The organism is Acinetobacter lwoffii (assembly GCF_024129855.1).
GTDB classification, from domain to species: domain Bacteria; phylum Pseudomonadota; class Gammaproteobacteria; order Pseudomonadales; family Moraxellaceae; genus Acinetobacter; species Acinetobacter lwoffii_L.
The window spans coordinates 103,300-123,946 of record NZ_JAMXXC010000008.1; the positions used below are offsets into that span (position 1 = coordinate 103,300).

Here is a 20,647-nt window from a genome sequence, read left to right on the forward strand (position 1 = left end):
AGTCTATTTTCAAACCATTATGCACGTTCTAAATAGTCACCAGTACGGGTATCTACACGAACGCTTTCTTCTTGCTGTACGAATAATGGAACACGTACCACAGCACCTGTTTCAAGTTTCGCTGGCTTACCGCCACCGCCAGAAGTATCACCACGAACACCTGGATCAGTTTCAACGATTTTAAGTACGACGAAGTTCGGTGGAGTCACGTTTAAAGGCACGCCATTGAACAACATGATGGTACATTTTTCATTTGAATCGTCTTTTAACCATTTTGCAGCATCGCTCATTGCTGTTTTATCAGCTGCGATCTGTTCAAAGGTAACAGGATCCATGAAGTTCCACATTTCGCCATCGTTGTACAAGTATTCCATTTCTACTTCAACGATATCAGCCGCTTCTAGGTTCTCGCCTGATTTGAAAGTTTTTTCCAGAACTTTACCTGATTTAAGGTTACGTAATTTTACGCGGTTAAAAGCTTGGCCTTTACCTGGTTTTACGTATTCGTTTTCCATGATTGAACATGGGTTGCCATCAAGCATAACCTTAAGGCCTGACTTGAAATCATTCGTAGAATAATAGGCCATGACTGGCGCACTCCAAACTTACTAACTTTAATCTATTGATGCTATGGGCTGTTGCGATGTCATTTAGCAAGTCTGACACGAACATTGAGTTGCCACATGCACATTCATTTGATGTTGCGTATTCTAAATGAGCAATACACTTTGCCGCAATGAAAAAATCCGCTTTCACCCACTCAGGCTGTTTAAGTTACAATCAGACATGAAAATCCTTTGTTTATTCATGTCTTGCTCAACGTTAAAATACCATCAGGCGAGCACGAAGATCAGCATAGCTTAATCACTCTTTATTTTATAGCGCAGTGGATTATTGCGCTTCCGCACAAACTGTTAAACTGTGCCCATCAGGCTTTGTCCTCTCACTTATTATTGTTAATCTTCCGGCATGACGAACTATTTATATCAAGAACAAAACTGGCAATCACAGCTCAGCGACCTGATCACTGATCCACGCGAACTGCTTGAAGTGCTGCAACTCGCACCTGAACAGCTTCTCTCAGGCGCCATTTTAGCTTCTGAACAGTTTAAACTGCGGGTACCACGTGCTTTTGTGGGCAAAATGCAGACCGGAAACCCTTTAGACCCATTGCTTTTACAAGTGCTGCCCCATCATCTGGAACTGGAAGAACATCCAGGATTTGTTACCGACCCCTTGGGCGAAGAACAGGCCAATCAGCAACCCGGCGTACTGCACAAATATAAATCCCGTTTCTTGCTGACACTGACTGGTGCCTGTGCTGTACATTGCCGTTATTGTTTCCGCCGGCATTTCCCCTATCAGGAAAATCTGCCTAAAAATGAAGACTGGATAAATATCAAGCAATATCTGGAAAGCCAACCCGATATTAATGAAGTGATTCTGAGCGGCGGTGATCCACTGACCTTATCGAACCGGAAATTAAAAACCTGGATTGAACGACTAGAATCAGTACCACATCTCAAATTCTTAAGAATACATTCACGAGTTCCTATTGTGATCCCCAACCGAGTCGACGAAGAGCTACTTAGCATGTTAAAAAACAGTAGGCTACGTATTATTCTGGTGGTACACTCAAACCATGCATCGGAGCTGGATGACTTCACTTGCAAGCGTTTAAACCAACTGGTTCAACAGCAGATCACTGTTCTGAATCAGGCGGTTTTATTAAACGGGGTAAATGATTCTGCTCAGGTTTTAGTGGATTTAAGCTATCGCTTGTTTGATGCCGGGGTCATGCCTTATTATTTACATGTACTTGATAAAGTAAAAGGTGCGCATCATTTTGATTTAGCGCCTGACCATATTAATGAGATTTATACAGAAGTTTTAGCGAACCTTCCGGGGTATTTGGTTCCTAAACTGGTTCGAGAAATAGCGGGCGAGAAGAATAAGACACCGCTTTTTGGGGTTTCAACATTTTTGAGTTAAATAATAAAGATGAGCACGCATACTTCAGACATTTTTCAGACACCGACGGAACTTAAACGAGAGCAGTTGAGCTTTTGTCCAACCACTGCCAAGGCTTTGCAGGAATGGGTTGCGGGGATTTCGATTCTACAGCTGGGGAATTCCTCCAAATCCCTGTTTAATGCCTTATTGGAAGTTTCCGAGCTGAAATGTCCAGAAACCCTGCGCTTTGACCTGATTCAGGTCTTGCATCCCACCCTTGAAAATGTCCTGACCAGTCTGGAAAAGCATTTCGTCAATCAGGGCCTGATCACTTCCGACCGGAATGACCAGATCATTGAACTGGCCATGCTGCTGCGCAGTCATTTTGCCAAAATTTATATCGATATCGTCAAACGCTGTAATCATCAGCTGACGCATCAGAAGTTTTCGCTATTTTCTCTAGGCAAAAAGAAGAGCATTCAAACTGCCCGGATGGTATCGATTTATTATGCCCTGCAACAACTCACACTTCTGTTATATCAACAACATATGCTGTATAGCACGCCGGGTCTGGGACAATGGCTGGCTGCCCATCAACTGCTTGAATGTGCAATAGACAACAATTTCTATCAAAGCAATATCAATCAGGTATTAGGCACCCAGCATGATATCCAGAACATTGCACATGCCTATGCACAGCTGATTTTACTGGATATCTTCAATACTCATCAGATCCGGCCTGCAGAAATTCAGGGCCTGTATCTATGCAGTTTTGACTGGGCCAAACTGGTACAGATCCTGCCGAAGGAAACCACGCTGTCCCGTTATGTGGTCGATGCCAGCAAAGATCATCCGCCAATCTTTAATTCCCATCAAGAGCCACAGTTTCAGCCGAGCTTCTATATTTCCACTCAGAACCTGATGGATCATTTAACAGGTACTCAAAGCAAAAATGCGCAGTATCTGTCGCGGAATGAAAAACTGTTCCTGACCCCTGCACTGCATTTTCATATCTACAATCTGCTCTCGAACAATGTCGAGCGTCGTCATGAACGTTATGAATATTCAGCACAGATCAATATCTGCTTTGGCTTGAGCGTGGCGCATTTTTACCTGTCTAAAGGTAAAAACTTCAATGAAACCCTGGAACTCGATGCCAATTATAATTTCCAGAGCGAAAGCAGTTTTGTCAGCTCGATGGAAAACGCCATTCCAAGTAGTTTTAGCAGCATCAAGGCGCTCGATCGAGAAACCAAACAGATCCATAGCGCTGAAGTTCTGGATATCAGTGTCAATGGTTACCGGATTAAATGGACTGGTATTACCCCGGCTAACCTGAAAACCGGTGAATTCATTCTGGTTCAGGAAAAAACCCAGAGTCAGTGGCGTGGCGGTGTGATTCGCTGGATCAAGCAGTCAACGGATAAGAGCCTAGAAATCGGGCTGGAAATTTTGGCACAAGAGCTCTTTCCTTGTGCAGCTTATACCCGTACCGAACGTCATCATGTCAACTATCAGCCTGCCCTGTTGGTGAAAATGACGCAACTGGATCAGGTCTCGACCAGCCTGATTGTCTCTGGTTCACAGATGTTTAGGGAAAAACAAACCATTCATTTACGTCTTGGTCAGGAAGAAATCAAAATCTATCTGACCAAAGCACAACTGATTACGCAGAGTTTCATCCGTTTTGATTATGAATTACTCAATGATCAGGAAGAAGAGATGATCGAAAACTTTATCGATCAGCACATGAATGAAAGCAGAAATCATGATTTATGGGAAGCATTGAAGTGAGAAATCCATTATTGTCTAAAAAGTTAAAACGTACTGAAACACGTTTACTGATTATTGATGATAATCAAATTAGATATAACCAAATCCGTGATCTTCTGACCAGTCATGATTATCAGGTCGATGCTGTGCTGCTGGATGATCTGCAGTCTTTTGAAAAACAGCTGAATTTCAAATGGGATCTGCTTATTTTTGGGCGTGCCTACGATCTGAAATACGAACAGGCCTTAGGGATCGTGCGTCTTTCGCAGCAACCTGACCTTCCGATGATTTTGCTTAAACCGGATGATTATCAGGCTGAACAGTATGCGCAATATATCCGTAAAGGGGTATATGACATTCTCAACTTCGACTACTTGGAACGCTTTTATGTGGGACTGGTCCGAGCATTGTCATTTAGCCGTTTGTCACAATCTCAGCAACATTTAATGACTGAGCTGGAAACAGCACAAATTCAGGCACAATCTTTAGTAGACGACAGCAACCGTGCTGTTGCCACCATTCAGGAAGGGATTCATATTCAGGCCAATGCGGACTACCTGAAACTGTTTGGCTTGCAAAATGAAGACGAAATCATTGGCCTACCGCTTCTGGATCTGCTCCAGCCTTCAGATTTGAATGATTTTAAAACCCGTTTCAAAAAGATTTCTCAGGGTCAGTTTGATTTAGGTCGAGTCGAGATTCAGTCTCTGAATCCGCATGTATCCGCATCTAACCCATTAAAACTGGAATTCTTGCCTTCCACTGCTGAAGAAGATGCGGTACAAATTAGCATTGATACCCAATCTCAAACGGTTTCCTCCAATAAGACTCCTGGAAAACCAAGCGTTTTTCATTCACTTAAGCGTGAACTCAATAAGCAGCCTGCACCAGTAAATGCCTTGGTGACTTTCTCTCTTAGCGCTTATGATCCTGAGCTTCTGCAGTCTGACTGGACTACTTTTAGTGGCTACTTTGAAGCAGTCAAAGAGTTCCTCATGGAACAGACCCATATTTCCCTGTTTAAACTGGAATATGATGTTGTTGTAGGTATGTTACAGGCAGATTCCAAAGCAATTCTTGAATCCAAACTGATCAGTTTAAATGCCTTAAGCAAACCGCAACTCATTACAGTGGGACAAAAAACCTTCCCTCTAAATTTGCGCTTGGGCTATGTCATGCTTGAACAGGGCCTGCAGGATGAAATGCACTGCAATACGCTGATTGGACAGGCATTCTCTACATCTTTACCTCAAGCAGAAGCTGTAGCTGAATTTAAACTCGATATTCCTGCGTCACTGAGCAGTCCGGTTGCGGTAGAAATGCCGAGTATAGATTTCAGTGTTGCTGAAACACCAGTTGCCAGCCCAACATTGGCAGCCGTCAGTCCAGCAGTCACGTCTATTCCTAGCGCTACACCTTCTATTTTGAAAGCCTTAAGTGAATGTCTAGAACGTGGTGAGATTCATTTAAAATATCAACAACTCTATGATAAAGAAGATACGCGTTTATATACCTATGAAGTGACCAGTGGCTTTATTTTTGAGAATAAATGGCAGGATATTTCTAGCCTTTTAGAACTTCATGAAGATGATGAACTGTCCATTAAACTGGATCGCTGGATTCTGGTTGAAGCCAGTAAACAGCTACACAACTTTATTACCCAGTATCCTGATGCAAGCTTAATTGTCAATTTGAACCGTGCCGTACTATTTAAAGACCGCACCTTCCCGGAATTTATTTCCAAGCTGATTACGATTATTCGCAGTAAAGTGAAGCATCCGCTAATCTTGCAATTCTCAGAAGAAGATATTTTACTGAATCAACAAGATGCACAAAAATATCTACGCGTGCTGTATGAACATGGCGCACTGATTGCACTGCGTGATTTTGGTCAATCCATGTACAGTCAAAATTTACTGCGCGAACTGGAACTGGATGGTGTCAGCTTACATTCGAGCTTAACCAATATGCTCAATAAAGATACCGAGATTGAGCAGTTACAGGAAAAAATCACCAGCTATAATGAAATCAAGCCACTCAATATTCTGATCCGTGAATTAAATGATATGACATTGTTCGCCAATGCCTGGAACGTGGATGCCCGCTTTATTCAGGGGAATTATTTCCAGAAAAAACTCGATCATTTGATTGATGTGCAAGAGCATTAAGTGCTGCTACAAACCTGCAACTTAGAAAGTGGCATGATCATCTTCTGAATTGCAGGCACAAAAAAACGGGCTTAAAGCCCGTTTTTTCATTTTGGATATTAACGTTTAACAGAACGTGACATACCAGCAAAACGTTGTTTGAACTTGTCGATACGACCGCCAGTGTCAACGTTCTTTTGCTTACCAGTGTAGAATGGGTGGCAAGCTGAACATACGTCTAGATAAAGAGTTTCTTTACCAAGAGCTGAACGAGTTTCGATTACGTTACCACATGAACAAGTAGCAACTAAAGTTTCATATTTTGGGTGAATATCGGCGCGCATCGTCGATTACTCCATTAGATTCAAGAAGGTTTAGCTGTCATCGCTATTGATCACTCTCAACTGAGGAAGCAGGAACATCGTTCATGCAGATCAACACCACAACAGACCATTCTTTTGGCCCACCGAGACGGATACCGTCAGAGCTAAGCACAACAAGTGGGCATTATTATACGTGAAACGAATTTAATATGCGAATTATTCTTCAGCTTCTGACCCAGTCTCTTTGGCCCACAGATTGGCAATAATCCCGCAGACCATTAATTGAATCTGATGAAAAATCATGATCGGCAGGACAATCATGCCCAGCGGCTGGCCAATAAATAAAATTTGCGCCATCGGCACTCCACTGGCCAGGGTTTTCTTGGAACCACAAAAGAATGCCGTTTTCTGGTCAGCGCGGCTAAAGCCCAGCCAGCGTGGAATATAAAGTGATAACAGCATCACAATGGTGAGTAACACCGAGCAAGCCAGCAATAGCAGCAACAAGGTACTCAGGCTCACTTCATTCCACAGCCCGGCCACTACGGCGCTACTAAAAGCGCCATACACCACCAGTAAAATCGAGCCTTGATCGAAGACCTTGACGATTTTTGGCATTTTCATCATTTGCGGATAGATCCAGGGACGCAGAATCTGTCCTGAAATAAACGGCACCAAGAGCAGCAGTGTAATCTGGATAATCGATGAAGTCGGATCAAAACCATGATCAGATTGACCGAGAATAAAAAATGCGACCAATAATGGAGTAATAAACATACCGATCAGATTGGAAAAAGAGGCACTACATACCGCCCCGGCGACATTGCCATGAGCCACTGAAGTAAAGGCGATCGAGGACTGCACGGTGGATGGCAGGAAACACATAAACAGGAAACCCCAATATAGTTCCTGTCCGAGCATGGGTAATAAAATCGGCTTGGCCAAAAGCCCGAGAATCGGAAACAGGGCAAAAGTTAGCGCAAAAACTAAAGTATGCAATTTCCAGTGCATAATGCCTTGCACCACAGCTTCACGAGACAGTTTGGCGCCGTGCAGGAAAAACAGGATGGCAATCGCTCCTGTCGTCACCCAGCCAAAGACTTCAGCCGCCTGCCCCGAAACTGGCAGCACACTGGCCAGCAAAACCATCACAAACAACAGTATCGTAAACCGATCCAATGCCAAGAACTTAAGCATATCCCTATAATCCCTCAGATTTTATTGTTTGATATAAAAATGCCCGGCTATCTTAACAGATGCCGGGCCCATGCTATGCACTCAGATTGATGTAATATTTTCATCTATACATGAATGCATTTCATATATCTCGCTACGTCACACTTAGTTATTACGTGCATTGTTGTCTTGCTGGATCAGCTCGATCTTGTAGCCATCTGGATCTTCTACAAATGCAATTACAGTCACGCCACCTTTCATTGGGCCAGCTTCACGCACCACATTACCGCCACGCGCTTTAATCTCTTCGCAAGCCTTGTAAGCATCATCAACTGCAATCGCGATATGACCATAAGCATTGCCCAGTTCATAGCTGTCTGTATCCCAGTTATGGGTCAATTCCAGTACGGTGTGATTCTCTTCATCGCCATAACCGACAAAAGCCAGGGTAAAACGGCCCTCTTCGTAATCACGCTTACGAAGCAAAGTCATGCCAAGTACTTCAGTATAGAACTTGAGAGATTGTTCTAAATTGCCTACACGTAACATGGTATGTAGCATGCGCATATTAATCATCCTTCTGTACAGATTGTTGTTGGTGTTCACCGAGCAGTTTTGCGACCCAGACCACCAGAATCAGGATCGGAATCCCAATCAGAGTAGTCATCAGGAAGAAATTCGGATAACCGATATTGGTGACTATAGTACCCGAATATCCACCTAAAATCTTAGGCGTCAGGGTCATGAGTGAGCTAAAAATCGCATATTGAACAGCGGTAAATGACACACTGGTCAAGCTCGACAAGAATGCAATAAACGCAGCACCAGCCAGCCCGGCGGCCAGATTATCGACAATAATGGCAAAATAAAGCCACTTGTCGCTATAAGGTTTAATCACCTTGCCACTGACTTCGACCGTATCTGAACTGTTGCTATCCACCACTGCCAAGGGCTGAATATCGACATCCAGATTCTGGGTATTGCTCAGCTGATCATTGACCTGATAAACATGGGTGGTTTGCTGAAGTGCCTGATCATCTTGCATCAAAACTGCACTGATAATATGTGCAGGTGACTGAATCAGTTGCTGTGCAGGAATCGCTGCAGTAAATACGCCTTCACTTTCGAGTTTTGCCTCAATATTCTGATCATTGATTTGCAAAACAATTATTTGATTCTCTTGTAGTGCTTCCCCTACATACTGGCCGCGCACCACAATGGTCTTCTCCTGTTCAGCTACAGTGATGGTATTGTCACTGGTGATCGGCAGGATCTGTAACTGGGTGCTGCCCTGTTGTGCGGTCAAATATGGCATATTGACCTGCACAGGCGCTTGATTGGTATTATCTGTATTAAGATAAGCGGCTGAGACTTGCAACTGTTTACTCTGCGCCAGCACTGCACTCGGTACATCTAGCTTCCAGTAACCCACTTCATCGGTCTCTGCCTGATAAACCTGATTACCGGCTTTAACTTCCACAGCTGCCAGTTTTTCACCAGACTTGACCAGGCCGATAAAAATCAGGTTGGTAGAACAGGCCAGTACGGCACCGACAAACATCAGTTTCATGATGTTCATCTTCTGGGCCAAGAGCCCGCCAAGGAAACCACCGACTAAAGAGAAAATCACCCCATAGACTTTAACGGCCTCGGCAATCTGTTCTTTACTGAAATTCAGGTCCTGATAGAACACATTGGAAATGACGCCGGCAATAATATCGGAAACCCGATAAAAACCGATCAGCAATAACAACACCAATGCCAGTTTCAAGCCATAACGTTTAAAGAAATCTGCAACCGGATTGACCCAGGTTTCATAGGCCATTTGCTTGTTAACCGCACCCATTTTTACCAAGCTTGCACCAATCGCAAAGGCCACTGCACCCGAGCCAACAAAGCGCAAAGCTTCAAAACAGAACAAGGCAAAGGTATCTTGAATGGCGAATTGTTCGGTGATGCTGGCCACCAGATTGCCCGAATAGATATAGCTCAAGACAAAACTGATCACCGCCACAAAAAATACGGCGACTAAACGGAAATAATCACTGCGCACATAGTGTTTTCGCACACGGTCAACCTGCGGCTCCCGAATGGACAGTGTGGTGATAATACCGACCAGCATGACAGCAGCCATCGCCAGATAGGTCCATTTCCAGGCATCATAGATATAGTTGCCTTTCGCAGTTCCCAAATAGGCCGCCAGAAACAAGGCACCAGCACCGGCCACAATCATCCCGATCCGGTAACCTGCATTATAGGTGGAAGCCAATACGGTCTGCATCTGGGTTTCCGCCAGCTCAATCCGGTAGGCATCAATCACAATATCCTGCGTTGCTGCGGAGAAACCAAGCAGGACTGCACCGAGCGCCATTTGCTGTAAATGTGTGGCACCCAAAGCCGGATCAGAAAAGGCCATAATGGAAATGGCACAGACAATCAGAATCTGCGCAATCAGCAACCAGGCACGACGACGTCCCAGAGCCTTGGTCAGAAATGGGACAGGAAGTTCATCAATGAGCGGTGCCCAGACGAATTTAAATGAATAGCCCAATGCGGCCCAGCTAAAGAAAGTTACTGCACTTTTGCTGATTCCGGCCTCACCTAACCATAAAGACAGACTGGAAAAAATCAGAAGAATCGGCACACCAGCCGAAAATCCCAAGAACAGCATGATCAATGCACGTCGATCTAAAAATGCTGTAAATGCGGATTTCCAACCCGTCGTTTGTGTTGTCATTGCTTTATTATTTTCCGCAGAAAAACCAATTGCTGCTATTCAATCCTGTAATAGCGTATCTTTCAACAAGATTTATATATTTATCACATTTCCGGTTTTTTATTTTCTGGCAAAAGCGACATGTTGGCTTGAATTTTTCAAGTAAATCTGTATACCTTAACTCTCATCAACGTAATATTTCGTTTTGGATTTTCAACAGTGACCCAGAGACTCGATCAAATTAATTCTTCTATTGCCAGCAACACCAGCACAACTCCACAAAAAATCCGCTCAGATTTACTTATCTCTGCATTTGAACAAAGCGAAATTAAAAATACTCTGGACCATACCCGGTTAACATCCACCCAGCTGACGCACATTCCAAACTTAGAAAAAATTCCTGCGTCAACCAAACGGATCAAGCCCCTGAATAACTTTTTGGGCCAAGATCGCGCACGCGCCTCAGTTGAGGCCGGGATTGCCCTGCCTTATTCCGGCTATAACATTTTTGCTGTCGGTACCGCAGGTCTCGGTAAACGCACCATGGTGAAGCGTTTGCTGCAACAGCACGCCAAAACTATGGAAACCCCGAATGACTGGGTGTACGTCAATAACTTTCAGAACCAGCGTCAGCCGATTGCGCTAGAACTGCCCTCAGGTCAGGGCCCAAAATTCCAAGCCATGTTGAATCAAAGCTGGCAAACGATCCTCAAGCAGCTTGAGCGCCGTTTTACTGCAGAGACCTATCACAACCGCATTGAAATGATTCGCCAGGAAACCGGGGATGAGCAGCAGCAGGCACTGATCGAACTGACCAAAGAAGGCGCAGAACTGGATCTGAAGCTAATCTCGCGACATGATGAGCACTGTTTTGTTCCTGTGCATCTGATTGATGACGAATTGCAGGAAATGTCTCAAGAAGATCTGAATGCCTTAAGCAATAAAGATCGTGCCGAACTGGCGTCCAATATGCGCTATATGGACAAGAAACTGGAACGTCTGGGTTTGCATCTGGGTGATCTGGAAGATGATGCACGCGATCGCGTACAGATCCTGAACCGTGATATCGCCAAACAGGTAGTCTTACCGCGAGTTGAACAGATTCTGGCGAAATTCAAACATGTGAAAAGTCTGGAACATTACCTGAAATACTATGCCGAAGACATCATCAACAATGTCGAAATTGTGCTGGAACAGGAAGAAGATGATTTCACTCCGGCACTGTTCAGTCGCGTTCCTGCACGTTATCAGGCAAATGTAATTATTACCCATAAGCCGAACAGTGGTGCACCAGTGATCTTTGAAGATTTTCCAACGCATTACAACCTTTTGGGTCATGTGGAACAACTGACTCAAAATGGTACGATTACCACGGACTTCACCCTGATTCGTCCAGGTACCTTGCACAAGGCCAATGGCGGCTTCCTGATGCTGGAAGCAGAACAATTGCTGGAACAGCCGTATGCATGGCAAGGCTTGAAGCGCGCACTTAAATCGGGGCATTTAAAACTGTCCTCGCTTGAGCATATGATCACGCTGACCGGTAGCATTTCAATCGAACCTGCTTCGATTCCATTGAATATCAAGGTTATATTGCTGGCTGAGCCTGAAATTTATTATGAAATTTTAGAGCTTGAACCTGAACTGGGCAGCATCTTTAAAATCCGTGCCGATTTTACCGATACATTACAACGTAATGACAATAACGAGCAGGCCTATATGCAGCTGATTGCCGACTATGTGCAATCGGATAAATTATTACCTTTTGACCGTTCTGCTTTGGCTGCATTGCTCACAGATTCCAGCCGTCAGGCCGAGGATCAAAGTTCATTGTCATTACATGCCCTGACGTTAGGCGATCTGATCCGTGAAGCACATCATCATGCCTTCCAGGCCGGTGACAAGATGGTTTCAGAAAAACATATCAACACCGCACTGGATCACCGTAAATATCGTCTCGGCTATTTACGTGAACTGTATTGGCAAGATCTGACTCGTGGTACCCAATTGATCGAAACCCGCGGCCATCGTCTGGGCCAAATCAATGCCTTGTCCGTCATTCATTATGCTGATGTCGAATTTGGTCTGCCTTCACGACTGACTGCTTCGGTGTATCAAGGTGGCGGTGATATTCTGGATATCGAACGCAGTGTGGAACTTGGTGGCTCTTTGCATGCCAAAGGCGTGTTACTGATGTCATCCTTCCTGAAAGCGCATTTTGGTCGTGAACAGACCTTACACTTCTCTGCTGCACTGGCCTTTGAACAAAGTTATGGTCAGGTCGATGGTGACAGTGCCACTGTTGCGGAACTTTCTGCCTTACTGTCGGCCATCAGCCAGTTACCGATTGATCAGTCCTGGGCCATTACCGGTTCCATGAACCAGCTGGGACAAGTACAGCCGGTAGGTGGTGTGAATGCCAAAATTGAAGGTTTCTTTGATGCTTGCAAGTTACAAGGTCTGACCGGAAAACAAGGTGTGATTATCCCGCGTCAAAATATGCAGCATCTGATGCTGCGTAAAGATGTCACCATTGCTGTGGAAGAAGGTCAGTTCCATATTCACGCGATTGATACCATTGATCAGGCGCTGGAAATCCTGATGGCGCGTCCTGTCGGTACCTTGGATAAAAAAGGTCGCTATAGCAAAAATTCAATCTATGCCGCAGTGATGGCACAGCTGGATTATTGGCAAGCGATTGAAGATGGTGCCGAACTGGTCGAAGTGCCGAAGAAAAAGAAAAAAAAGAAGAAGAAAAAAGACAAGAAGCAAATCGTCGAGCCACAAACTGAAGTTGAATCTAATGCTTCGACAGTTGAAAAGCCGGATGCAGCGACAGAGGATTAACTCTGACCTTGCCCCAGGCAAAATAGAGACAAAAAAAAGCGCTTCTCAATGAAGCGCTTTTTTAGCTCTGAACTTAATTTAATACAAAATTAAGCATCAACTGCCGGGCTGTACTGTTCAACTAAAGGCTTTAATTCACCTTTTTGGAACATGTCGAGCATGATATCACTACCGCCGATCAACTCACCATTGATCCAAAGCTGTGGAAATGTCGGCCAGTTGGCGATTTGTGGTAACATCGCGCGAATGTCCTGGTTTTCCAGAATGTTTACATAAGCAAACGGACGACCAATTTGACTGAGTGCTTCTACTGCACGTGCAGAAAAACCACATTGTGGAAATTGCGGTGTGCCTTTCATGTAAAGAAGTACTGCGTGTTTTGCAATTTGGTCACGAATTAACGCTTCGGTATCGCGTGCTTGTTCAGTCATTGATAAATCCTCAACTCATCTGTCTCGCATTATACCCAAATCCAGGCAAAACAGTATGTCTAAAGCAATAATTCCAATTTTATTTACAATTACCCTTTAAATCTGAGCGGGTTTTTGCTTATATAAGTTTTTCTTTCCACCTAACAGTTAAGAGTTAGTCATGAATAATATTACCCTCGCACCGGTACAAACTGATCAACCGTCTCATTTGATGCCTGTTTTTGGCCGTCAACCGATCAGCTTTGTCCGAGGACGAGGTGCATATCTTTATACCGAAGATGGTACAGAGTATTTAGATGCATTAACCGGCATTGCCGTATGTGGTTTGGGACACGCGCATCCAGTTATTGCCGAAGCGATTGCTGAACAGGCAGCGACCCTGATTCATACCAGCAACCTGTTTGAAGTGCCTTGGCAAACCGCTGCCGCACAGAAACTGGCTGAAGTTGCAGGCATGGAAGAAGTATTCTTCTCAAACAGTGGTGCAGAATCCAATGAAGGTGCAATCAAAATTGCACGTAAATTCGGTCATATGCAAGGCATTGCTTCACCAAAAATTATTGTTGCTGACCAGTCTTTCCATGGTCGTACCATGGCCACCCTGTCTGCTACAGGCAATAAAAAAGTGCAAGAAGGTTTTGGCCCGCTGGTTGAAGGTTTTATTCGTGTACCTTTTGGTGATATCGAAGCAATTGAAGAAGCTGCAATCAATCATCCGGATATCGTAGCGATTTTGATTGAGCCTATTCAGGGTGAAGGCGGTGTGAATACCGCACCTCAAGGTTTCAGCTATTTAGAAGAAATTCGCCAAATCTGCAACCAGCATAACTGGCTGATGATGCTGGACGAAGTGCAAACTGGTAATGGCCGTACCGGTAAATACTTTGCTTATCAGCACACCAATATTATTCCGGATGTACTGACCACAGCCAAAGGCTTAGGAAATGGCTTCCCGATTGGTGCAGTCATGACCCAAGGTCGTGGCGTCGGTGTATTAACTGCTGGAAATCACGGTTCTACCTATAGCGGTACAGCACTGGGTTCGCGTGTGGTCTATACCATTCTCGATATTATGCGAAAAGAAAATATCGTCGCGAATGCGGCTGAAAAAGGTGCTTATATCGTTGACCAGCTACTCAACAAACTGGCAGATCAAAATGTCATCGTACGTGGTTTCGGTCTGATGATCGGGATTGAATTACCAAAAGAATGTGGTGATCTGGTTGCGATTGCACGCAATGAATACAAGATGATTATCAATGTCACTGCAGGCAATGTCGTTCGTCTGTTGCCTACCCTGAATATTACCCAGGAGCAGGCAGACCAGTTGATCGAACGTCTGGTAAAAATGATCAAAGCTTATTTGGCATAAAGCCCTAGCCTAAAAATTAAAAAAGCCGCTCTAAAGCGGCTTTTTTATTATTCTGCATTCTATGATGCGTTTTGTAACATACGTCCGCCAGAGATCTGGCTAAAATATTGTTTCAAGGTATCAAGACAACGAAGAATTTTTGTAGGTTGTTGTTCACGTTTCGGAATAACCGCATACAGTGTAATCGGTGGCAGTCTCCATTCAGGCAGAACTTCAACTAAAGTACCGTTAAGCAAATCCTTTTTAGCATCAAGATATAAAACCTTGGCAATCCCATTGCCCTGCAAGCACATCGATTTCGCAACCAAACCGTTATTGGTACTGAAACGGGATTTCAGTTCAAATTCGGCTTTTTCTGCAGTATTTACATGTTGAAAATGGTAATACTGATGGTTTTTAAGCTGTGTCAAAGGTAAGACCTCATGATTTTTAAGGTCATCAGGTCTCGAAATAATAGTGCTTTGATTAATATAACTCGGTGTCGCCACCAGAATTTGCTCAATCTGTATCAATGGCACAACCTGAAGATTATGCTCATCATTTTTCTGTTCAAATCTTAGGGCGATATCAACCCGCCCATCCAACAAATCAACCTCATGATTGTTTGTTTCTAAATGTACTGCCAAGCCACGATGTGCAGCCATCCAATGAGAAAGTGCAGGAATCACATGATTCGCGCATAATTCTGGCAAAGAAACGATACGCAGCTCACCCACAAGATCATCACGTAATTCATTGATCCGGACTTTACCGCGTTCAGCAGCAGATAACATTTCTTGACAGCTATGGAAAAAAGCTTGTCCCGCTTCGGTCAGACTTAATTTTCTCGTCGAACGATTTAGAAGTACGACTTCCATATCGTGTTCTAACGAGCGAATTTGTTGACTGACGGCGCTGGTCGTAATCCCTAATTCACGGGCAGCACCGCTAAACGAGTTCTTCTCCACAACGCAAGCAAAGACACCCATTGCTCGAAGTTGATCTAACATAAATTTCCCTCTAAACTTATGAGGTGCTTCATCATTTGATAAAAGCAACTTATTGTATTATACGGCGAAATTTACACTTTGCATTATTTATTTAATTGTTTGGTAAAACTGCAGTAGGATTAATAGGTTTGCCGTCTAAGCGCACCTGAAACTCAAGCATGGTACGGTTTGTACCAGTTGATCCCATTTCTGCAATTTTTTGACCAGCCGTTACATTTTGGCCACTTTTCACATTCAATTTACTGTTATGTGCATAAGCGGTGATATAGCCATTGATATGCTTTACCAACACCAGATTGCCATATTCTTTCAGGCCATCAGCGGCATACACCACCTGCCCGTCTGCTGCTGCAAATACCGGATCACCGACATTGCCACTATAGCGGGTGCCCTTGATATTAGAAGCTAAATTGTATTGCTGAAGAATCGCGCCATTCGATGGTTTTACCCAACGTAGACCTGCTGCAGTAGATACTGGCGTTACAGGTGCAGATGTACTGACGCGTGGTGTGGTTTGTACTGTCGTTGCTGGTGTCACCGGTGCCGGTGTAGGCACTGCAATTGTTTGACGCTGGATTGGCGCTGCCTGAGTCACTGCTTGGGTGCTGGTGCTACGGCGCGTAGTATGGGTTTTCAGGCGGATCGATTGTCCGACATAAATCCGGTACGGCGCACTGATATCATTCATCTCTGCGACACTGATATAGTTCAGTCCATAACGTGCTGCAATCCCACTCAATGTATCTCCTGAACGCACCGTATAGAAATCAGGAGCTGTTGCATAACGCGTTGCATTATTCACCTGGGGTTTGGTGGCACAACCGGTAATTACTCCTGTAGAAATAACAACGGTCGATAAAACAAGGGTTTTAATCAGGGTTGCAGGCGAAGCTACGACACATTTCGGTAACACCAAGAACATTATCTTCCTCTCTAATGCTATACGGTTGCAAAATTTCGTTAAGATTAGCAAAGTTTTACGGCAATATACTTGCAATCGCGAGTTTTTCACAAAGTTATAACACTAAGGACGCATTTTCTGCCAATTGTGTTTGCAAATTCCGCAAACTCTCATAATTGGTGGCATCCATCTGAATCGGGGTAATACTGACATAGCCATTGGCGACCGCAGAGAAGTCCGAATCAATCTCACTAAATCCCGGCTTAGGTTCTGCGACTGCTTCTCCTGAGAGTCCAATCCAGAATACCTGACGACCACGTGGGTCTACATGACTCGTCACCGGTTTAGACTGACGGCGGCGACTTTGATACGTCACTTTTTCACCCTGTAATTCAGCTACATCTGGAATATTGATATTAAAAATATGACGTTCAGGCAGAACAGGCAAACTACGCGCAATAAAATCATGCACCCACTCGGCGGCCAGCTGATAATCCTGAGGCTGTTGATAGCTGCGTACATCTGTTCCACTCAGTGATACGGCAATCGCAGGATGTTTAGTTAAACGACCTTCAAAGGCCGCCCCGACTGTACCGGAATACAAGATATCATCTCCCAGATTTGCGCCGCTATTTATCCCGCTAACCACCAGGTCAAATTCAAAATCAAATAGCCCGTTCATAGCCAAGTAAACGCAATCTGCCGGCGTCCCATTAACCGCCCAGACATCAGGAGAAATCTGGATTGGGCGTAAAGGGCGGTCCAAAGTTAAGGCACTAGAAAAGCCACTGCGTTCACTTTCCGGTGCCACAATCACCACTCGCCCCAAAGGCTTTAGCGCTTGCGCCAAAGCCTGAATACCGGGTGCAAACACCCCATCATCATTTGAAACTAAAATATTCACTAAAAAATCTCGTTACGCTAAAAAATGACTGACTAGGACATTTCATTGTATTAGTGCAGGAATTATATATATTTATTGCTCGACATCCATCTTTATAATATGTGGCTCAAGATGATTAAAAAATTCTCTTTATTTAGCGCTCTCACTTTAAGCTTGGCAGCATTTATTTCCCCTTCAGTCATGGCAAACGATCTGACTGTTGAAGAAAACAATACCATTGTAAAAGAAGATATTGCATCAGCACAGGTTATGGCTGAAGTTTGCCCGGCAATCATTGGTCAAAATCCAAAATTTAACAGCACCGTTGAACAATTGATCCAGTCTTATCTTGCAGACTACTCAGATAAAGGCATGAGCTATCAAAAGCTACAGGCAGACAGTGAATATAAATCTTTACTTGAAGAAGCACGTCAGGGTGCAAAGCAAACCAGCTCAGACGAGCAGAAAACTGTCTGTGAAGAAATGCTGAACTACCAAGGCTAAGCCAGCTAAATTTTCAAATAAGACGGTGTAAACATCGTCTTATTTTCTCTTACAGATTTATTCATAATTCTACAGCTTCGCTACATTTTCCCACTTTTCAATTTCAAAAATAAGTTTAAGCTAGGCAAATTATTGTTCTAAATCCATTTTTTGAGTTTTCAATGAAAAATCCAATATTCCAAGCTTTAACATTCTGCGCAATTTCTGCCGCCACTCTTTTGGGAACTTCTGCATTTGCAGCCGATGAAAACATTAATGTTACCCCAACTCAGCAAGTGACCAAACAGGAACTGGCAGCCATTTATGTTCTTTCAGAAATCTGTCCAAGCATGGTCAAAGACAAGTCACAGTTTAATCAGGGTTATACCAAGCTGGTGACTGAGTATATGCCGGGCCAGCGTAATCCGGTTGAAAGCTTAAACCAGATGGCTAAACAGAACGATTTCCGCAATATTCTGTCCGAAGCACAATCGGATGCCAAGAAAGCCGGCAAGAAAAAAAATCAGGTGATTTGTAATGAATTAACCACCTATAACAATTAAGCTGCTTTTCTGCCGATAACTTACAATACTTTTGAAATAAGACCGGGTTTCCCATAGAAGTCAGCCTAGCTTTGTCCTAAAATGCTAGGCTCTTCGTGCTTACATCAAGATATAGGAACCCACTAGAAATGACCCAAAAAACTGCCCTTGCTGCATTATTATTAGTTCCTAGTTTTAGCTTTGCAGCAACTGTCCTATCTGCACCACCAGAATTGAATAATAAATCCTATGTGCTAATGGACTACGAGACAGGGCAACTTCTCGCTTCAAAAAATGAAAATGAAAAATTAGCCCCTGCTTCAATGACCAAGATGATGACCAGCTACATCATCGAACAAAAACTATTGAGCGGTGAACTCACTGAAGATGAACAAGTGCGCATGAACGAGTCAGCATGGTGTCGCGGCAGTAGCGCGGAATCATGTATGTATGTACCTTTAAATGGTACGGCAACTGCACTTGAAATGCTTCGCGGGATTATTATTCAATCAGGGAATGATGCATCGAAAGCCATGGCTGAACATATTGCAGGGAACGAGGGTACCTTTGCACATATGATGAACCAGGAAGCTAAACGTATTGGCATGACCAATACCAGCTTTATCAATTCAACCGGTATGCCAGCTGAAGGTCATTATTCAACTGCCAAAGATATGGCAACGCTGGCACAACACATCATTAAAGACAGTTCTAAGTATTATCCGATTTATGCGGAAAAAGAATTTACCTTTAATGGCATCAAGCAAGGTAACCGTAATGCCCTGCTATATACTGATCCGAGTGTAGATGGTTTAAAAACTGGCCACACTGATGAAGCTGGTTATTGTCTGACCACCTCATCAAAACGCGGTCCTACGCGTCTGATTTCAGTGATTTTTGGTGCACCAACCATGCAGGAACGTGCGACACAAACACGTGAATTGCTGGCTTGGGGTTATGCAAACTTCGAAACCAAAAATGTTCAACCTGCTAAACAGGTACTTGCCAAAGCCAAAGTCTGGTTTGGTAAGGAAGATGAAGTTCAGATCGGTCTTGCTGAAAACTTTAACGTGACCATGCCAAAAGGTCAGGCTAATGCGATTAAAACCCAGCTGGTGGTTCAACCTAAACTGACTGCACCTTTACAGCCTGGTCAGGTCGTAGGTAAATACGTAGCGACTCTGGATGGTAAAGTAATTTCAGAAAAACCATTGGTGGCTTTAAACGCGGTTGAAGAAGCTGGTTTCTTCGCACGTATGCTCGACCACATTAAACAGTTCTTCTCAAACTTGTTCTAAGTTTAAATAAACTGTTTTAGTCCCGGACTAAGACCAAAGCACTCATTCAGATGGGTGCTTTTTATTTTATACTATGCACATGATCCTTAAACTTTTAATGAGCAGATCACCATGAGCCAAAACATTCGTTCTTATTTAGACACAACTCCACAAATTGATGAATCGTGTTATATCGATCCGATGGGAATCGTGGTCGGCGATGTGGTCTTGGCTGAAAATGTCTCTGTCTGGCCTTTTGCCGTGATTCGTGGTGATGTTAATTCGATCCGGATTGGTAAAAACTCGAATGTTCAGGATCATGCCATGTTGCATGTCAGTCATAAAAAAGCCGATAAACCGAATGGTTCGCCTTTGATCATTGGTGAAGATGTCACGATTGGCCATCATGTGACATTGCATGGTTGTACGATTGGTAATCGCGTATTAATCGGGATTAACAGCATTATTCTGGATGATGTCATCATTCCGGATGATGTGATGATTGGTGCAGGTACACTAGTTCCACCGGGCAAAGTTTTGGAAAGTGGTTGGCTCTATGTGGGCAGCCCTGCCAAAAAAGCGCGTCCGCTCACTGAAAAAGAAATGGCATTCTTGCCATATTCTGCACAAAATTATGTGAAAGTTTCAAATAACTATAAATAATGCTCAGTTTCGCATAAGAGATTTCATGTTAAATGAATTTCAGAACGTGTCGATGCGGTGCGTGAATCATAATCTCAGTCGGCTTTGTTGCACAAAGATTTGAAATGCAAAGCGCCCCTAATTGAGCCAAATTTAAGGCGTAACTTGGGTAAGTGGTCGACCTAATTCCGT

General features: G+C 43.9%; 18 protein-coding genes. 9 read left to right on the forward strand and 9 right to left on the reverse strand.

What is annotated here, in order from left to right:
* Positions 1–17: 17 nt before the first annotated feature.
* Positions 18–587, reverse strand: a complete 570-nt coding sequence (gene efp, locus NI465_RS08595; RefSeq protein ID WP_004279747.1) for an elongation factor P — start codon at positions 585–587, stop codon at positions 18–20.
* A gap of 382 nt (positions 588–969) precedes the next feature.
* On the opposite strand from efp, the gene epmB reads away from it, so the two are divergent.
* The 3 genes from epmB to NI465_RS08610 are packed head-to-tail and all read left to right on the forward strand — an operon-like array spanning position 970 to position 5,894.
* Entirely contained in the window at positions 970–1,992 is a 1,023-nt protein-coding gene (gene epmB / locus NI465_RS08600; RefSeq protein ID WP_005251335.1) for an EF-P beta-lysylation protein EpmB, read from the forward strand.
* Positions 1,993–2,001: 9 nt separating this feature from the next.
* On the forward strand, positions 2,002–3,747 hold the full coding sequence (locus NI465_RS08605; protein ID WP_005251333.1) for a cyclic-di-GMP receptor FimW-related protein: 1,746 nt from the start codon (positions 2,002–2,004) through the stop codon (positions 3,745–3,747).
* Positions 3,729–5,894 (forward strand): EAL domain-containing protein, encoded by a 2,166-nt coding sequence (locus tag NI465_RS08610; protein WP_191112069.1) that lies wholly within the window; start codon positions 3,729–3,731, stop codon positions 5,892–5,894. The genes NI465_RS08605 and NI465_RS08610 overlap by 19 nt, the downstream gene beginning before the upstream one ends.
* A 98-nt stretch (positions 5,895–5,992) precedes the next feature.
* On the opposite strand, the gene rpmE is transcribed toward NI465_RS08610, so the two are convergent.
* From rpmE to NI465_RS08630, 4 genes are all read right to left on the reverse strand, one after another.
* Positions 5,993–6,217 carry a 50S ribosomal protein L31 gene (gene rpmE / locus NI465_RS08615; RefSeq protein ID WP_004279743.1) on the reverse strand — a complete coding sequence of 75 codons (225 nt, stop codon included), beginning with the start codon at positions 6,215–6,217 and terminating at the stop codon, positions 5,993–5,995.
* A gap of 195 nt (positions 6,218–6,412) precedes the next feature.
* Positions 6,413–7,393, reverse strand: a complete 981-nt coding sequence (locus tag NI465_RS08620) for a bile acid:sodium symporter family protein (protein WP_005251322.1) — start codon at positions 7,391–7,393, stop codon at positions 6,413–6,415.
* Between the two features lie 144 nt (positions 7,394–7,537).
* Positions 7,538–7,939 carry a lactoylglutathione lyase gene (gene gloA, locus NI465_RS08625; protein WP_004279741.1) on the reverse strand — a complete coding sequence of 134 codons (402 nt, stop codon included), beginning with the start codon at positions 7,937–7,939 and terminating at the stop codon, positions 7,538–7,540.
* Between the two features lies 1 nt (position 7,940).
* On the reverse strand, positions 7,941–10,109 hold the full coding sequence (locus NI465_RS08630) for an AmpG family muropeptide MFS transporter (protein WP_253145014.1): 2,169 nt from the start codon (positions 10,107–10,109) through the stop codon (positions 7,941–7,943).
* A 198-nt stretch (positions 10,110–10,307) separates the two neighbouring features.
* On the opposite strand from NI465_RS08630, the gene NI465_RS08635 reads away from it, so the two are divergent.
* Complete coding sequence (locus tag NI465_RS08635; RefSeq protein WP_435575058.1) at positions 10,308–12,935, forward strand: Lon protease family protein; 2,628 nt, start codon at positions 10,308–10,310, stop codon at positions 12,933–12,935.
* Positions 12,936–13,024: 89 nt separating this feature from the next.
* Here NI465_RS08635 and grxD read toward each other — a convergent pair whose 3' ends face one another.
* Entirely contained in the window at positions 13,025–13,366 is a 342-nt protein-coding gene (gene grxD / locus NI465_RS08640) for a Grx4 family monothiol glutaredoxin (protein WP_005104579.1), read from the reverse strand.
* A 160-nt stretch (positions 13,367–13,526) separates the two neighbouring features.
* Here grxD and NI465_RS08645 point away from each other — a divergent pair, with 160 nt between their 5' ends.
* Positions 13,527–14,738, forward strand: a complete 1,212-nt coding sequence (locus NI465_RS08645; protein WP_005251319.1) for an aspartate aminotransferase family protein — start codon at positions 13,527–13,529, stop codon at positions 14,736–14,738.
* Between the two features lie 59 nt (positions 14,739–14,797).
* On the opposite strand, the gene NI465_RS08650 is transcribed toward NI465_RS08645, so the two are convergent.
* From NI465_RS08650 to surE, 3 genes are all read right to left on the reverse strand, one after another.
* A complete protein-coding gene (locus tag NI465_RS08650) occupies positions 14,798–15,727 on the reverse strand; it encodes a LysR family transcriptional regulator (RefSeq protein WP_005246797.1) in 930 nt (309 codons plus the stop codon).
* A gap of 91 nt (positions 15,728–15,818) precedes the next feature.
* Positions 15,819–16,649, reverse strand: coding sequence for a peptidoglycan DD-metalloendopeptidase family protein (locus NI465_RS08655; protein ID WP_004279735.1), 831 nt, complete (start codon positions 16,647–16,649; stop codon positions 15,819–15,821).
* Between the two features lie 94 nt (positions 16,650–16,743).
* On the reverse strand, positions 16,744–17,532 hold the full coding sequence (surE, locus tag NI465_RS08660) for a 5'/3'-nucleotidase SurE (RefSeq protein ID WP_253145015.1): 789 nt from the start codon (positions 17,530–17,532) through the stop codon (positions 16,744–16,746).
* Positions 17,533–17,643: 111 nt separating this feature from the next.
* Between surE and NI465_RS08665 the strand changes: the two genes are divergently transcribed.
* The 4 genes from NI465_RS08665 (at position 17,644) to NI465_RS08680 (ending at position 20,476) form a co-directional block, all read left to right on the forward strand.
* Entirely contained in the window at positions 17,644–18,015 is a 372-nt protein-coding gene (locus NI465_RS08665) for an MCR_0457 family protein (RefSeq protein ID WP_004279733.1), read from the forward strand.
* 161 nt (positions 18,016–18,176) lie between these two features.
* Positions 18,177–18,557 carry an MCR_0457 family protein gene (locus NI465_RS08670; protein ID WP_004646539.1) on the forward strand — a complete coding sequence of 127 codons (381 nt, stop codon included), beginning with the start codon at positions 18,177–18,179 and terminating at the stop codon, positions 18,555–18,557.
* Positions 18,558–18,685: 128 nt separating this feature from the next.
* Positions 18,686–19,834 carry a D-alanyl-D-alanine carboxypeptidase PBP5/6 gene (gene dacC / locus NI465_RS08675; RefSeq protein WP_004646537.1) on the forward strand — a complete coding sequence of 383 codons (1,149 nt, stop codon included), beginning with the start codon at positions 18,686–18,688 and terminating at the stop codon, positions 19,832–19,834.
* Between the two features lie 111 nt (positions 19,835–19,945).
* On the forward strand, positions 19,946–20,476 hold the full coding sequence (locus NI465_RS08680; RefSeq protein ID WP_004730083.1) for a gamma carbonic anhydrase family protein: 531 nt from the start codon (positions 19,946–19,948) through the stop codon (positions 20,474–20,476).
* The last annotated feature ends 171 nt before the right edge of the window (positions 20,477–20,647 follow it).

What these genes read in the sequence shown, in the direction of transcription:
- efp (WP_004279747.1), bottom strand. Translation starts at nt 587, where the DNA reads ATGGCCTATTATTCTACGAATGATTTCAAGTCAGGCCTTAAGGTTATG.
- epmB (WP_005251335.1), top strand. Translation starts at nt 970, where the DNA reads ATGACGAACTATTTATATCAAGAACAAAACTGGCAATCACAGCTCAGC.
- NI465_RS08605 (WP_005251333.1), top strand. Translation starts at nt 2,002, where the DNA reads ATGAGCACGCATACTTCAGACATTTTTCAGACACCGACGGAACTTAAA.
- NI465_RS08610 (WP_191112069.1), top strand. Translation starts at nt 3,729, where the DNA reads ATGGGAAGCATTGAAGTGAGAAATCCATTATTGTCTAAAAAGTTAAAA.
- rpmE (WP_004279743.1), bottom strand. Translation starts at nt 6,217, where the DNA reads ATGCGCGCCGATATTCACCCAAAATATGAAACTTTAGTTGCTACTTGT.
- NI465_RS08620 (WP_005251322.1), bottom strand. Translation starts at nt 7,393, where the DNA reads ATGCTTAAGTTCTTGGCATTGGATCGGTTTACGATACTGTTGTTTGTG.
- gloA (WP_004279741.1), bottom strand. Translation starts at nt 7,939, where the DNA reads ATGCGCATGCTACATACCATGTTACGTGTAGGCAATTTAGAACAATCT.
- NI465_RS08630 (WP_253145014.1), bottom strand. Translation starts at nt 10,109, where the DNA reads ATGACAACACAAACGACGGGTTGGAAATCCGCATTTACAGCATTTTTA.
- grxD (WP_005104579.1), bottom strand. Translation starts at nt 13,366, where the DNA reads ATGACTGAACAAGCACGCGATACCGAAGCGTTAATTCGTGACCAAATT.
- NI465_RS08645 (WP_005251319.1), top strand. Translation starts at nt 13,527, where the DNA reads ATGAATAATATTACCCTCGCACCGGTACAAACTGATCAACCGTCTCAT.
- NI465_RS08650 (WP_005246797.1), bottom strand. Translation starts at nt 15,727, where the DNA reads ATGTTAGATCAACTTCGAGCAATGGGTGTCTTTGCTTGCGTTGTGGAG.
- NI465_RS08655 (WP_004279735.1), bottom strand. Translation starts at nt 16,649, where the DNA reads ATGTTCTTGGTGTTACCGAAATGTGTCGTAGCTTCGCCTGCAACCCTG.
- NI465_RS08665 (WP_004279733.1), top strand. Translation starts at nt 17,644, where the DNA reads ATGATTAAAAAATTCTCTTTATTTAGCGCTCTCACTTTAAGCTTGGCA.
- NI465_RS08670 (WP_004646539.1), top strand. Translation starts at nt 18,177, where the DNA reads ATGAAAAATCCAATATTCCAAGCTTTAACATTCTGCGCAATTTCTGCC.
- dacC (WP_004646537.1), top strand. Translation starts at nt 18,686, where the DNA reads ATGACCCAAAAAACTGCCCTTGCTGCATTATTATTAGTTCCTAGTTTT.
- NI465_RS08680 (WP_004730083.1), top strand. Translation starts at nt 19,946, where the DNA reads ATGAGCCAAAACATTCGTTCTTATTTAGACACAACTCCACAAATTGAT.